This window comes from Pseudomonas sp. LJDD11, from assembly GCF_024584215.1.
GTDB lineage: Bacteria > Pseudomonadota > Gammaproteobacteria > Pseudomonadales > Pseudomonadaceae > Aquipseudomonas.
In genome coordinates this window covers 67,877-83,153 of sequence record NZ_JANJFL010000004.1, presented here as the reverse complement: position 1 = coordinate 83,153, position 15,277 = coordinate 67,877, and the positions used below count along the sequence as shown (strand labels likewise).

6 protein-coding genes are annotated in these 15,277 nt (G+C 62.4%); 2 read left to right on the top strand and 4 right to left on the bottom strand.

The window, feature by feature from the left end:
• Nucleotides 1–31 precede the first annotated feature (31 nt).
• Genes NRB16_RS06720 through NRB16_RS06705 form a run of 4 tightly spaced genes read right to left on the bottom strand, consistent with a single transcriptional unit; the run spans nucleotide 32 to nucleotide 9,032 of the window.
• The gene (locus NRB16_RS06720; protein ID WP_257105771.1) at nucleotides 32–2,872 is read right to left on the bottom strand and encodes a hypothetical protein; all 2,841 of its coding nucleotides are present in this window, start codon (nucleotides 2,870–2,872) and stop codon (nucleotides 32–34) included.
• A gap of 33 nt (nucleotides 2,873–2,905) precedes the next feature.
• A complete protein-coding gene (locus NRB16_RS06715; RefSeq protein ID WP_257105770.1) occupies nucleotides 2,906–5,227 on the bottom strand; it encodes a hypothetical protein in 2,322 nt (773 codons plus the stop codon).
• Nucleotides 5,228–5,266: 39 nt separating this feature from the next.
• Nucleotides 5,267–7,585: a hypothetical protein gene (locus NRB16_RS06710; protein ID WP_257105769.1), complete on the bottom strand. Its 2,319-nt coding sequence runs from the start codon at nucleotides 7,583–7,585 to the stop codon at nucleotides 5,267–5,269.
• 34 nt (nucleotides 7,586–7,619) lie between these two features.
• Nucleotides 7,620–9,032, bottom strand: coding sequence for a hypothetical protein (locus tag NRB16_RS06705; RefSeq protein WP_257105768.1), 1,413 nt, complete (start codon nucleotides 9,030–9,032; stop codon nucleotides 7,620–7,622).
• Nucleotides 9,033–9,222: 190 nt separating this feature from the next.
• Here NRB16_RS06705 and NRB16_RS06700 point away from each other — a divergent pair, with 190 nt between their 5' ends.
• Together NRB16_RS06700 and NRB16_RS06695 are read left to right on the top strand one after the other, a co-directional pair.
• Nucleotides 9,223–10,179, top strand: coding sequence for a hypothetical protein (locus tag NRB16_RS06700; protein ID WP_257105767.1), 957 nt, complete (start codon nucleotides 9,223–9,225; stop codon nucleotides 10,177–10,179).
• Between the two features lie 27 nt (nucleotides 10,180–10,206).
• Entirely contained in the window at nucleotides 10,207–15,093 is a 4,887-nt protein-coding gene (locus NRB16_RS06695; RefSeq protein ID WP_257105766.1) for an RHS repeat-associated core domain-containing protein, read from the top strand.
• Nucleotides 15,094–15,277 lie beyond the last annotated feature (184 nt).

Here is a 15,277-nt window from a genome sequence, read left to right as displayed (position 1 = left end):
GGCCCCACTGCATGGCCGCGCCCTTATGGGGTTACAGAACGCTCAGCAACAAGGTATTGCGGCTGTCGGCGACTTCCATCGGGGCAAAACCAATGGCCAGCCGGTGCGCGTTGCCGTTCTTGTCCAGCAGGTCGACCTTGAGCGATTGCTCCAGAGCACTGGCGTCGGCCGAACTGGTGTAGCGCACGTCGTCAGTGCGCAACAGGCTGACCAGCAACTGGCCTTCACCCACCTCTTCACCAGCGATGAGGCTCTGGTCTAGGGTCTTGCCGGGCATCAACTTGGCCAGACGTGGGTCGTACTGAATCAGTCGCGGGTCTTGCTGGTTTTGCTCGTCGTTGAAGAGGTAGCCGGTGTAGCTGAACATGGTTTCGTTAACCCGGCGGCTCTCCCACTGAATCAGCGACTGGTTGGCTTCGAACTCGCAGCGCATGAACCGCACGGTCTTGCCGTCCTTGCCGGTGAACTCCAGATACCAGTAGTCGGTGGTGATCAGGAAATAGTCATAGTCTTCCTGCTGCGGCGGGTTATTGCCGCCACCGGCCACCCGTCTGGGCGCAAAGGTATAGTCACGGGCTTCGAATGTCGGCCGGGTTACCGGCACCAATTCAATGACGTAGGGCACCTGATTGCTGCGCTGGTTGGAGTTGTGCTCGGCGAACCACTCATCAATGAAACGGGCATGCAACACTTGCGGGTTGCTGGCCCTGGTGTGCACGAACACCCGCCGCCGGGAAATGGCACCCTGCACCTGGTAACTGGCATAAGCCGGGGCACTCGCCATGGCGTCGAGCCGATTGAAGCGATTGGGCTGGGTGCTGACCGCCCAGTCGTAATGCACATCGCCTTCTATGCCTTCCTGAGTCAGGGGCAGGTAGTCCAAGGCCTGGCCGCTGTCACGATGAACCAGGGTCAGGCTACTCATCTCCTCTTCGGTGACCGGATAGTCGACACCATCGACCGGTTCGGTTTCGATCTCCACATCCACGGCAATCTGCTGGTAGCCGTTGGCCGTGGCGCGGACCTGATTGGCGGCAGCGGTGAGCTGGAAGTTTTTCAGGCGCTGCCACGACTGCGCCTGGACGAAGTCGCTGAGGCTGATAATGCTGTAGCCGCTCATCCAGACGATGCCATTGTTAAGCGCCTCGCAGCGCACCACGCTGGTCGGCGCCGACAATTGCGCCGGCGCACTGAACAGCCCTTGCGGGGTCACACTGCCCGGGCCGCTGGCGATGCTCCAGCGCAAGGCCTCGGGCGGTATGTTGGCCGGCGCGGTCAGTTGCACCTGGGCGCTGCGCCCCACCCCGCTCACATGGGGAGGATCGACGGCCAGTGACTGGTTAAAGGCCAGCAACAACACCGTGGCTTCGGTTGTCTGCCCGGTGCCGGTGTCCTTGACCTCGATGCGCTGCACGGCCAGGCCTTCGGCCCCCGACAGCTCGGTGGGTGGCGTGTAGGTCACCTGATTACCGCTGCCACTGAGGCTGCCATAACGGGGTTCGAGCAGGGTCCAGGACAGCTCTGCGCCGCTCAGGCTGGCGGCCGCCAGGCGCATGGGCCTGGGGGCGCCCGTCACATAGTGGATCGAAGCCTGCGGGGCCACGCTGATCGCGTCGAACACCACGGACACCAAGGCACTGGCCCGGCGCTGCTCACCGGTTTGCGGGTCGCGATACTCGGCGGTCACCACATTGCGCACCGTTTGCTTGCCCAATTGCTGAGCAGCAACTGCAGTGTACGCACCATTGGCAATGCTGCCGGCAGCATTGCGCGTGTTCAGGCTGCGCACGCTCCATTGCACACTGGCCGCATCGAGGCTGCGCGATGCCTGGCGTACGGTAAATGTCTGGCGGTTACCGGCCTGCAGGACCTTGAACAACGGCTCCAGAGTGATGCTGGTCAAAGCCGGGTCGATATTGCCGAATACAACCAGGTCGTGAGGCACATGACGCGAGCTTTCAACGAAGACGTTTTCCCCAGGGAACAGCAAGCTGCTGAGGATATCAAGGCGCTCTTGCTCGACATGTTCGATCATGTCCCGCGACAGCACCAAGGCCGCAGAATATTGATCATTACCCTGGCCGTCGCGGTCATCCGGGATGAAATACGGAAAACCACTGCCTTCACCCGGAAAGTAGCCAGGCGAAGGCTTGCCGCGCAGGGCGATGAAAATCAGCACCCCGCCTTCACCGTAGTTCGCCGCCCTGGCATTCTTGGCCCCCGGCGCCGCCTGGGTACGGATGTAAAAGGTGGTAGGCGTCAAGGGGTTGTAGCCCTTGAGGTCCAGGGTGCCCAGCTCGAACACCCGCTTGTGGCGTGGCAACGCCTTGATAAAACCCTCGAAGGCTTCACCGATGCGGTTCTGCGCCTGCAACTGCTCGGCCAGGGTGCACTTGAACGACAGACTGTTGCGCAGGTCGAGGGTCACCCGGCCGCGGTGGTCGACCTCGCCGACCACCATAGACAGATTGATGCTCATGACCAGGCTATAGCCCTGCTGCTCGGCCAGTGTGTAGCTGGAAACCAGGGTGGTAGGCTGGCCGACGGGCTTGGAATAGGTGGTGACTGTACCGGCCATGATGCCCAGAGTCAGGGTAGCGCTGGAGTTGTTGAGCGAGGCGGTTTCGAACGACAGCAGCGGCTTGCTGAGCACCACCGCGTGCAATTGCATCCACTCAGTCTGATCGTCGGCGAGGTAGATTTTTTCCATGCTGAACGGCGGCAGGAAACTGAACTCATCGAAACCGGCCACGAACTGCTGCTCGAGCAGGCGGTTGAGCCGGGCCCGGCCGAACACCGAAATCGCGCCCCAGCCCTGGGTGGTTTCGCCCTGCTGCATGTAGGCCAGTAATTGTTGCCTGGAGTTACTCATCTTTGATTTCTCCAATCAAACGGCGCGCAGGGCTCAAACGTCCATGAATGCCAGGCCGGAGCTATGGGTTTGTGGATAGTCGAACAGCGGTAGCGGCAGCACGGTAAAGCCATACTGGGTTTGCCCCCAGGCCGTGGCAGAGCCGAGCACCAAGGCAAAACGCTGCGTCAGCGTGGCCGGGGCGGTAAAAATGCCATTGCTGACCGAGCCCACACCCGCCACGACTTGCCACTGCACATCAGGGTCGGGAATTGTGTGAGAGCCGGACTTGAGCAGCAGCTTGGTCTGGTTGGCAGGCAGCGACACTGAACGGTCGCGTTGGACGGCCAGCGGCAGAATGACCAGCGGCACCATGATCCAGGCCGATTTGGTCTTGCCGGTCGCCTGGTTGCGCACCACAACCTCTTCGACAATGAATTCCTTGTCACCTACTGCGGTGGGCGCGGTGTACTCGTATTTGCCATCCGTCAGTGCTTCAAGCCGGCCGCCGTTGGCCGGGGTCTTGAGCGACCAGCTCAGGGTGCCTGAGCGGGTGCCGGCCGACAGGGTACGGCTATGCCCGCCGTCGCAGGTTTGCACCAAGGGGCTGACAGTGATGTCATTGACCACCACCGATACCAGCGCCGAGTTGCTGTAGCTGCCGGCAGTGGCCGTGACCCTGACCCGCAGGAACGCCCCCTTGATCGTGGCCGGAGCGGTGTAGCGGCCGGCGCTGCTGATACTGCCGGGGTTTTCATCGCTGCCCAGGATGTTGTGCACGGACCAGGTCACCTGCGCCGCACCCAGCGGCTCGATCCTGAATTCCAGACTTTCGCCAGTGCCCACCAGCGGTTGCAACGGATTGACCTTGAATTTGGCCAGCGACGGGCCAACCCAGCCGAACAAGGCCATATCGCCAGGCAAGGCGATATCGTCCAGGACCACGGCATCGGTATTGCGAAACAGCAACGAATGCAACGCAAAGGTGTCGATGGGCGGCACATAGCTGAGGAACTTGGGAAAATAAAACTGTAAATCCTGAAAGTTCTGCGCCAGATAGGCCGTTCGCTGCTGGTTGAAGAGCGTGACGGCCTGATCATGGTTAGGAAAGTCCGAAGCGATACCGAGCTGAAGCTGGGCAGGCGTTGCTACGGCGGGTTCTGGCTCGATGACTTGGGAGGTCTTATTGAGTCGGTAAGCTCTGGACACTCGGGCGTCGATAACGGCATACACTCCCGCATCCATGGGCCCGGCGTCAGCCCAGCAGCGGGCGACGCAGCAATAGTTGGTGGAGTTGCGCTGGTAATCAACACGAATCGCGCCATCCTTGATCTGGAAATGGACGTACTGCCCCTGGCCTCGCTCCCAGTTGAACGGCGGGTCGAACGAACCCGAATTGGAATTTCCACTGCCCCAGCGGAAGGTATAACTGCTGGCCGGCAACTTGCCGCCGTCAGGGTTCATTTTCCAGAATTTGGTTTCATTATTAATTTGGTAGTTCCATGCGCCTGTACCGATGTAGTCGCGGCCCAGTAGTTCCTTGGTCAGCGTCTCCATCAGAAACCTGTTGCCCAACAGCAAGGTGGCGCTGTAGTTCTTGTCACGGTCATTGGGAATCAGGTACTTGAAGCTTTCATCCGGGTCACCGCCGTTGGCCTGCCCTTCCATGGCCACGAACACCAGCACCGCGCCGTCGCCGTAGTTATCGGCATTGCGCACCTTGGCGCCGGGTGCGGCCTGGGTGCGCAAAATGAGGTTTTCTGGCTTGATGGTGCTGTTGGCGGGCTTGCTGACTTCACTGATCACCATCACCCGCTTGTCATTGGATAGCCCCTCGAACAACTGCTGGAAGAATTCGCCGCCCAGGCGCTGTTCACGCGCGTGGTCCGAATAGCTCAAGCTGAAATTACTGCTGGAACTGAGGTCCAGCACCACCTGCCCGGCCCGGGTCACCGTACCTGGTACATTCACCAGTTGCAGGTCCAGGCTCAGCTCAGGGCCGTTGAGTGGATCGACCACTTCGACGCGAGTGGCCTCCCGGCTGCCGGGAACATCCTTGAACGTAACATGGGTACCACCGACCACCTTCATGGTCAGCTTGGCATCGGCGCTGTTGCTGCCGACGTTGGCGATCTCGAACGACAGTCGCGGAAAGTCCAGGGTGTAGTCGGTGATGTACTGGCCGACGGTGTCGCTGTCGCCGATATAGCCCTGCACCGGTGCCAGGTAGTTGTTGGTACTGAAGCGTTGAATGTACTCCTGCAGCAGCACGGTATTGGTGTCACTGCGGTTGAACGCCAGAATCGCGCCCCATTCCAGAGTCTGGGGTCCCTCTTTGAGCCAGTTGATCAGTTCGCTCTTGGATAAGCCGGCCATGTTGGCGGTCCTCTTGTTGCAGAAAAGGTTAAGGCCGGTTCAAACCGCCTTGAATCTCAAACCGGGTGAAGGGGTCTGCTGATGATTGAGCAACGGCAGAGGCAGCAGCAGACAGCCGTTGAACACCCGCCCAGGTTCACGCTGAGTGGCCAGCAGCAAAACGAAGTGATGGCGCAGCACCGGCGGCTGGGTATAAATGCCGTCGGCATCCACCACCGCCCCCTCACCATCGCCGGCCAGCACTTGCCAGCTCAGTTGGTGGCTGGGGACCGGGCTGCTGCCACCGTGCAGCACCTGCAGCTTGAGCTGGCCGGGTGCAAGCCGAGTCGTAAGCCGAGCCATGTAGTCGGGCACGATGCTATGGGTCATCGACGCAAACAGGGTCATGACCCACGCCGACTGGCTGTACCCGGTCAGTTCATCGCGCACGATGATTTCGTCGACGCCGTACTCCGGCAGCTGGTAGCGGTCTGGGGCCTGATAGGCACAAACACCCTCTGGCCCGGGTATCAGCCGGCCGCCAGCGCTGTCATCGCGCAGCGTCCAAGTGAGTGGCCCCGGCGTTCTTGCCGCCGCCAACAACAGACAGCGCTGACCGCGCTGAACGATCTGCACCACCGGGTTGATGGTAATGGCGTTGGCCACCACCTGAATCAGCGCCGAGGCGCTGTGGTCATCGGTCTGGGCCGTGACGCAGACCGACAGGCCGGAGCCCTCAAGGTGGTCAGGGGCGGTGTAGAGGCCGTCCGGGGAAATACTGCCGCATGCATCGCGGCTATCGAATAGGTTGTGTGCGGTCCAGTTCAAGCCGCTTAAGCCCGGCGTTGTGGTGCGCAGTTGCAGGCTTTCGCCGAGCCCCAGCAGTGACTGCGGCGGATCAAGCCAGAAGCACGCCCGGGGCGGCCCGACCTGGGCACGTATGAGCAGGTCACCGGGCAACAGCACCTCTTGGGCCAGCAATGCTGCCGGCGCGTCAAACGCCGGCACTTGCCCGATAAACGTCTGCAGTGCCGGAGCTACGGCCAGGGTCTGGGTGCAAATCGAAGCCAGAAACTCACGCAGCCGCTCGTCACGGTCTGCCGCGCTGGGCGCTACAGCCTGCAATGCCTGCGGGTCATGGGGATGGTCGGGGTCAAGCTGCCAAGTGAGTTCGACCTGCGGCGCAGCCGGGTACACCGGTTCAAGCGCACGCAGCACCGGGTCCACGGCCAGCCCGCTGCGCAGCCGCAGGTGCCAATCGGCAATCAGGGCCGCGTACAGACGCTGATTGCTTTTCAGGTTCAGCGAAGTATCTGCCTGGGTGACATGACCGATCAGCTCGAAGTACAAGTGCCCGGCCTCGACCTCGACCCAACTCTGGGCCACTGCATTGAGGTACACCGCAGGGGTTGCCCACAGCGTTTCGACCGGCTCGTGGTAGCCCACGGGCCTGAGCCTGAAGTGCCCCGCAGTGGGCTGCAGGCGCACAAACCCCGAGGCCTGGCTGAGCACCTGCCAACGAGCCAGGCCGTTGGTCGCGGCCAGCCATTGCGCACCCACCAACGTGTCGAGCAGCAGCCGGTTACTCAGCACCAGGCTGGTTCCTCTTGGCGCGTCCGCCTCATCGGCCAGCAGCCAGGGAAAATCGGCACCCGGTGCCTCGCCCTCGGGCTGCCCGTGCATGGCAACCAACAGCAGCAACGCCCCTTCGCCCTTCTGCGCTTGACCCGGTGGCGCAGCCTGGGTCCGAATGCTCAAGCGGGCAGGCTCGATCACCTGCCCCGCGGCCCGACCGATGCCCACCAATGGCAACGTGCCTCGCACAGCGTCCAGGCTCTTGAACAGGCATTCGAAGGATGCGGTGTCGATAAAGCGCTGTTGCGGCAGGTCGCTGAAACCGAACCGCAGGGCACTGCCCTCACGCAGATCGAGCAGCACCTGCCCGGCACGGTCGGCATCAGGCGGGGCATTGTGCAGCGCCAGCTCAAGACTCAACTGCGGCCCATGCAGCGCATCGAACAGCCACAGGCCGGTCACCTCAAGGTGCCCCTGGACCTGTTCGAGGGTCAGTTGGCGGCCACCGCTGACCTTCATGCTCAGCCGCAGGCCCGGCGCGTCCTGTTGCAGATCAGCCCCCTCTAACGACACATGTGCGCCACCAAAGGTGCAGGCGTCGAAGTACTGCCCGGCGATTTCGTGATCACCGATAAACCCCTCGAACGGCGCAAGGTGCAGTGCACGGCCGTAGCGTGCGAGCTGGCTTTGCTCAAGCAGCGTGTCAAGCTCATGGCGGCTGAACGCCAAAATGGCGCCCCAGCCCAGGGTTTGCGGGCCGGTATGCATCAAGTCCAGCAGACGGCTTGTAGACGGGCTGGTCATTGCAGCCTCCTGTTGATTGCATCGATGACGTGGGTCAGGCGGCCGTGGTCAACACCAGGCTGGGGAATTCAAGCTCGGAATGTCCTTCGTCGAAGCTGACCTGCACGCGCAGGGTCAACCGTGCACCGCTACCCAACCCCAGCAGATAGGCGCGCGACAGAGTGGCCAGTACTTTGCCCGCCTGCAGGTGCGCGTCGGTCACCACGGCGGCGTCCAGCACCGTCTCGTTGCGGCTGCTTTCGGCCAGGATCGTGACCTGCTGGCCTGGCGCCATGAACATCCAGCGATTGAGGGTGACCTGCACGCCAGCGGCCGGCACACAGGCCAGGCTCAGTTGCCCGGCGCTGACGCAGGCGCACTGCACGGTGCTGAACTGCGTTCTGGGCACCGCCACCACCCGCAGGTCGAAGGGCCGTGAGGTGGCCTGCGGCTGGCCGACACGACTCACGCGGTACAGCACATTCAGGCGTTTGCCCATGTTGGCCGGCACCGCACTGGCAGGAATACTGAACTGCCGTGGATCGCTGGCATCGGCCTGCTCGGCGAGGTAATCGCCCGTGCTGCCAAAGCCCTGCCAGTGCACTTGCACCTGGTCGCCAGCGTCCAGCTCGACCTCATTGGCGATGCGCACCTTGGCGCCGCTGCGCAGCAGCATGGCCTCGATGTAGCCACGCCCCGGTTGTGGGTCGTTCAGTTCCGGCAGCGCGTTGACGACGATCGGCGCGACCGGCCGCCAGGCGGCGCGTACCGCCACTTGCAAGCTGTGCGAAGAGCCGGCCGCACCAGCCCTGGCGTATTGCCAGGTGAAGCTCAGGCTGGCATCGAGCTGCGCCGTCAGCCAGTCGGGCGCAAGGCTGAACAGCAAGGCGCCGGCGTCGACCTGCTCCTGGCCGACCCGCTGCGCCAGGATCCGGCTCTGCCCGGCCCGGCTGCTGGTGGCGTAGAGCAATGCCTGATCGCCAGGTTGCATGCCGTTCCAGGCGGCCACCCGCAGCACCAGGCCCTGCGGAAAATCCTCAGGGTCCAGAGCCGGGCCGGTATGGCCGTCGATGCTTGCGGCGGGCAACAGCGGCGCAGCCGGCGCGGTGATAGCGAGCCGCTGCATCGGTGCCTGGTCCTCGTCGCGCTGTCCCTCACTGGGTTGGGCATCGGCGTACTGCACCCGGTAGCCAAGCTCGGCATAGCCACCGGCAATGAATATCACGTAGGTGCTGTCCAGCCCGGTACTCAACACCTGTCCGGGCTGCGTCACGGTAAAGCTGTGCTGCCAGGGATCATCCGCCCAGCCATCATCGAAATAGCCTTGCCAGGTCAGGGTCACCCGGTCGCCACTGGTCATGCGCGGATAGGGGGCGATGGCCAGGGTGAAGCTGGCGCCGGGCTGGTCCGGGTCCAGGTGCAGGTCGTGGGATTCCTTCAGTTGTGCTACTGGCAGTGTGTTTTGCATCTGACGGCTCCTTCTGATCGCTCAGCCAGGACATGGCTCGGTGGCCGCGTGACATTGGCTGATGGTTCAGAACTTGTAAGCCAGAGAGCAGCGCAGTTCTACCTAGCAAAGTCCGCAGGTGGTGTTCTGCGGTGCACTATTTAAAGTCTGGTTCAATGAGTGATCCGATAAACAACAGACGGTACTCGCCATGAATAAAAGTACGATAAAACGGCTGCGCAACTGCATCCTGGCGGCGCTTCTGGCAGGCTCTGCGAACAGCTTTGCGCACGCGCCACAAGCCGATCCACTCTCACAAGGAACGATCACGTTCTATTACCCCGACGGTTCGCAACAGTGCAGTTTCGAGATCTATTCACGCGATATCTATTTTGCTGAAGAAGGAGACTCGCATAATAAATGCGCCTATCTGCAACGGGGCAGTACATTCAAAATCACCAATGCGCCTTCCACCGTGCAGATTCAGCTTTACCACCAACTCATGACCGACTGGGGGCTGCGTACTTATAACAGGCGACAAATCAAAACCATCAAAGAGCCGACCACTATCACCACCCCCGTTGCCATCGCCGACCTTAGAACATTGCCGGCCGGTAGCGTCGTCGCGCCCGGTGTCAGATATATCGGTTACGACGAGTACATCGCATCCAGCAATCCGGACAACATTGAGTTCGTCCGGATCGATTTTCAAACCGCTGCAATCGCAGCGTCCCCCAAGCTGACCCTCGAAGGCGCCAACGGCGCCAACCACTGCACCCTGAACTTCGAGACCGCCGAGTACCGCTTCGAAGACAGCGATCCGTGCAAAAACGACCAGGCGGTGGGCATCGAGCTGGAACATGCGCCGTCGGCCTCGAACATTCTGCTCACCGACGACGACGCCGTCAGCGGTACGCCGGGTTGTACCACCGACAACCCCGGCAATTACTTCTGGATCATGCTGCGCACCATCAAGGAAGACGTCAGCGTGCCGCCCATCGATCTCGACGACATCGTTGCCACCCCTCGAGGCTCGGTGGTCGCGCCCGGGGTGCAAGTGATCGACTACTACCAGAACCCACCCAATAGCACACCGAAACGCCGCACCTCCTGCGTCAAGATTGAGGTCGATGCACCGGTGCCCTCCGTCCCTTTACCTCGGCCCTGAGCCGCCCCCTACTGCGAGGTGCCCGCCATGGCCACTGCCCTGCACTCCAACGCTCTGAACTTCATGAGTTTCATCGAAGGAGGTGTCGACCCACGCACCGGGCTGTATACCTTCAGCGTCAACCTGCCAGAACTGCACAGCGATGATCTGGCCGGCCCTGCCGTGCCGCTGGCGCTGGGTTTCAGCCCGCTGAATAACGAAGACATCGGCCTGGGCCTGGGCTGGAGCCTGCAACTGAGCCGCTACAACCGCGATACGCAGATCCTGTCACTGAGCACCGGCGAAACCTTCAAAGTCACCGAGGTCGATGGCCGCGGGCAGATGCTGATGAAAGAGAAAAAGCTCGACCGTTTTCATGCCACCGAGTTGGTCGGCAATCAGTACCGCATTGCTCACAAGTCCGGGCTGGTCGAGACCCTGCGGGAAATGGGCAGTAATGAGCGCCCGGTCGCACTGCCAGTGAAGATCCAGTCGGCCGATGGCCGCCAGGTGACCCTGAGCTACGAGTATTTCAACGGTCAGCCGCTGCTGGCCGAGGTGCGTGACCGCCAGCGCCGCCTGCTGACGCTGCAACGCAACAGCACTCAGGTGCTGCTGAGCCTGGACCCGGACCACAGTGCTGCGCTGTTCAGCTTTACTCTGGGCGGCGCGGACAACCGGGTCGAACGCATCACCTTGCCCACCGTTGAGCAGGCCGGCTGGCGCCTGCAATACCAGGCATTGGGCGGCCTGCTGCACGTCAGCGAAGTCTGGACCCCCAGCGGCGCCCATGAAAGCCTGCGCTACGACGATGCCGGGCATGCCTTCCCCGGCGTCGCCGGGCGGCCCAACCTGCGCCGGGTGACCCGGCACAGTACCGACCCCGGCCGGGGCCAGCCCCCCATCGAAGTGGGTTACAGCTATGGCAACCGTGACGTGCCGGCGATGCAGAATTTTCTGGGTTTCAACGCTCCGGGGCTGGTGTGGGAAGACAACGGCCTGGACAACCTGTACAGAATCACCGGCAGCTACCTGTACGGCAGCAGCGAAATCCTGCTGGAGGGCGGCCAGCCGGTGCGCACCATCGAGCGCACCTTCAACCGCTTCCATCTGCTGACCGAACAACTCACCACCCAAGGCCGCAAGGTACGCCGCAGCGCCACGCGCTACCACGCAGGCGACGATCTGGATTTCGACCAGCAGCCTGCCTTTTTCCAGTTGCCCGACACCGTGACCGACAGTTGGTACGACCTTGACGACCCCAACCGGGTGCGCAGCGAAACGGTGAAAACCCGCTATGACGGCTTTGGCAATCTGCTCGAAGAAATCAAAGCCAGCGGCCTCATCGAAACCCGCACCTGGTACCCGGCAACCGGTGAGCCCGGCCAGTGCCCGGCCGACCCTGAGGGCTTCGTGCGTCAGTTGGCCAGCAGCACCGTGACCCCTGCGTCGGCCAGCCATGGCGAGGCCGCCCCGGTGCTGCGCCATCGCTATCGCTACCAGGCCCTGGCCAGCGTTGACAGCGCCGGCCAGCCCTGGCTGGTGATGAGCGAAGACCAGTTGCTGCAAGTGCAGCAAAGCCAGGAGACGCTGCTGCAACGCATCGAATCCAGCTACCTCGACGCACCGGCTGACCGCTTCGGGCATGGCCGCCTGCAGCAGGAGCGCCTGACCCTCAATGGCGTGATCCACCTCACCGATTACCGCTACAGCACTAACCCGGAGCGGCACGTGCTGCACACCGAACAGACGCTCAGCAGCAGCCTGGATGCCGAGCGCAAGCTGATCAGCCTGGAGCATTCGTTACTCAGTGGCTTGCTGCTGTTGACCCATGAGGCCGACAACGATGTGCAGATCCGCTACCAGTACGATGCCCTGCAACGGGTGACCCTGGAGACCGTGGCCCCGGATGACCCGCAGTACAAGGCGAGCCGCCAATACCGCTATGGGCTGGTGGGCGCTGGCGGGCAAACGGCCTGGCAGGAAGTCACCGACGTCAAGGGGGTGACCCGGCGTAGCGAGCTGGACGGCCTGAGCCGGGTCATCGAAGAACAACGCCAGGACGTCGATGGCGACAACGCCCTGCGGCGTACCTATGCCGCGCAGTACGACGCCCGCGGCCGGCTGGCCAGCGAGACCGACCACGATTGGCTGGGCAGCCGTAACCTGGCCCTGACCCGCCGGTTGGGCTACGACGACTGGGGCCAGGCGGTCAGCGAAACCGGCCCCGATGGGGTGCTCAACTTCAGCCTGAACGAGCCCTTCGGCTGGCTGGACTTGCAGGGCGCCTACATGCCGAGCCAGCTCAGTTGGCACCAACCCGACGCCGCAGCCAATCAACGCTTTGGTCTGACCATCAGCCAGCTCAATGCCTTTGGCAAGCCACACAGCATTGAACGTTTCGACCTGGACGGCCACAGCCTGGGCCAGCAACTGAACTTCTATGACGGCCTGGGCCGCTGTGTGCAAAGCCTCGACCTTCAGGGCCACGCCACCTCCTACCGCTACGACGTCTTTGACCGGCTGCTGTGCACCACCTTGCCCAACGGCGACCAAGTGCTGCGCCAGTTCACCGCGCACAGCAGCGCTGAGCTGCCCAGCCTGCTCCAGGTGCTACCGGCCAATGCACGCCTGGCAGCGATTACCGTGGGCGAACAGGACTACGACAGCCTGGACCGGGTGGTGAGGCTCAAGACCGGTACGCGCACCGAACAGTATCGCTACGCGCCCGGCCAGGCCCAGGCCAGCGAGCGGATCAGCGCTGCCGGGGCGTCGATTCACTACCGTTACGCACCGGGCTTGACCTTCGAGCCGCTGAGCACCGAAGCCCCCGACGAGCAGGTGAGCTTCGACTACGACCGGCTCAGCGCGCAGTTGCTCAGCGCCAGCAACAGCCAGGGCAGCCGCCATTACCGTTACGACAGCACCGGGCAACTGCGTGAAGCCAGCTGGCACACCGCACAGGGCAGTTGGACCGCTGAGTACCAGCACTCGCTGCTGGGCCGGGCGTTGCACAGCAGCGGCATCGACGGTTTGCACACTGACCGGCACTACGATGCGCAAGGCCGGCTGCAATCACTGACCCAGGGCACTATTCAGGCCGCGTTCGAGTACGACGCGTTAGGCCGGCCCAGCCGAATTGTTACCAGCAGCCCGGACAATTGCCTGGAGACCCGCCTGGAATACGACGAGCACTCACGCGAGGTGCTGCGCACCCTGTACCCCGCAGGCCAATCGGCACTGGCCCTGAGCCAGACCTGGCGCAATGATGACCAGTTGCTTGAACGCCATCTGCAGCAGGCCGGTACCAGCCTGTTGCATGAAACATTCAACTATGACAACCGTGGCCGGCTGATCGACTGCCGCTGCAGCGGCAGCCAGTTGCCCGCCGACGAACAGGGCAACCGCATCGAGCAGCAGCTGTTTCGCTTCGATGCGCTGGATAACCTGACCCTGAGCATCAGCCGGTTTGCCGACACGACCTCTGACCGTGCAACCTATAGCTACGCGGCCGATGACCCCTGCCGCTTGCAGCGGGTCACCCACAGCCACCCCAGCTACCCGGCGTATATCGACTTCGCCTACGACGCGGACGGCAACCAGCTCAATGACCAGCACGGCCGCCGCCTGCACTACGATAGCCAGGGCCGCTTGCTGGACCTGCACGGCCCCGCCGGCGAACCCTTGGGGCAGTACCGCTATGACGGTCACAACAACCTGCTGAGCGTCACCGAAGACAACGCCGAGCCGCGCTGGCATTTCTTTGATGAGCAGGGGCTGGGCAGCACCGTCCAGGCGCAAACCCACACCCATTACCTCAGCGAGAGCGGCACGCCGCTGGCGCAGCAGCGCAACGACGGCGAGCCGGCGCTGTTGCTGGCCTGCAACGCGGCAAACAGTGTGGTGGCCGAGTTGCGGGATCAGCAGTACCACCATGCGTTGTATAACGCCTGGGGGCAACGCAGCAGCGGGCAAGACCAGCCGCTGCTCAGCACCGCCGGCTTCAATGGCGAACCGCAGGATGCACTGACCGGCTGCTACCTGCTGGGCCAGGGCTACCGCGCCTACAACCCGGCCCTGATGCGCTTTCACAGCCCCGACAGCCTGAGCCCGTTCGGCGCCGGCGGGCTGAACCCCTATGCCTACTGCCTGGGCAACCCGGTGGCCTTCCAGGACCCCAGCGGCCACAGCGTCGGCCAGCTCGAATACAGCCGGTTCAAACCCAACGTCGGCGGCATCGCCTTGAATCTGCTGATCAGCGCCGTCTTCACAGGCATTGCCATCGGCACCCTGGGCTCGGCCACCCCGTTCATCATGGCCATCAGTATCGCCGGCGCCGGCGCCGGCGTGATCGGCACCGGCTACACCACCGCCGCGATGCTGCAACGCGACCCGAAAAAGGCCCAGCAACAGAGTGAAATCGGTGCAGCCGCTCATCGCCTGGAGATGCTTTTCGGCTTGGGGTTCATGGCCAAGGGCATGGGCAAGTGGTTGGTGAAAAAAACTGCGGCCCTGCCGTTGAAACGTGACTGGCGAGGCAATGCCGAAGAGCTCTGGCAAACAAAGTACAAGTTCATGGGGAGCTCCGCTGACCAGCAACCCCTGATACAGGACATGCAGGTCTACAATCGTTTCAGACCGAGTAAAGCAACGCAGACTGAAGATTTTCTTATCAACCCAAGGCCGCAAACGTCGCCTTTGTCGTCGCCAGCAGTCAGCCGGCAAACGAGCATCTCAAGCTCTGGCAGCAGCGCTGTAAGCGAAGCATCGCTCCCGGTACAGGCAGCGCCGAAGATAGTTGGAAAACCCATTCCCCCATCAGCGCAATGGCCAACAGTGCAGAGCGCTAGCGGGCTGAAACATGCTACGGGCCTTCCAACAGCTGGCAATCCGACCTATCAGTTCACGGTCCCGGAAATCAGAAAACCGAACTGATTAATTTAGCAATGAGAACTCTTGCAGCAGGCCGCTAGAACTATACATGTATAGATTACTTGACGGCCTTTTGCCAAGCCTTCTAGCTCCTACAAAACTACGGGAATTTTTCCTACTTCCGCGTGGAACCTTCCTATATCGAACTTCGTGCGCCACGCCTATTCTTTGCGCCGCCTTGTAGGAC

Coding starts and splice junctions, on each gene's coding strand:
- NRB16_RS06695 (WP_257105766.1), top strand. CDS start 10,207: ATGGCCACTGCCCTGCACTCCAACGCTCTGAACTTCATGAGTTTCATC.
- NRB16_RS06715 (WP_257105770.1), bottom strand. CDS start 5,227: ATGGCCGGCTTATCCAAGAGCGAACTGATCAACTGGCTCAAAGAGGGA.
- NRB16_RS06710 (WP_257105769.1), bottom strand. CDS start 7,585: ATGACCAGCCCGTCTACAAGCCGTCTGCTGGACTTGATGCATACCGGC.
- NRB16_RS06700 (WP_257105767.1), top strand. CDS start 9,223: ATGAATAAAAGTACGATAAAACGGCTGCGCAACTGCATCCTGGCGGCG.
- NRB16_RS06720 (WP_257105771.1), bottom strand. CDS start 2,872: ATGAGTAACTCCAGGCAACAATTACTGGCCTACATGCAGCAGGGCGAA.
- NRB16_RS06705 (WP_257105768.1), bottom strand. CDS start 9,032: ATGCAAAACACACTGCCAGTAGCACAACTGAAGGAATCCCACGACCTG.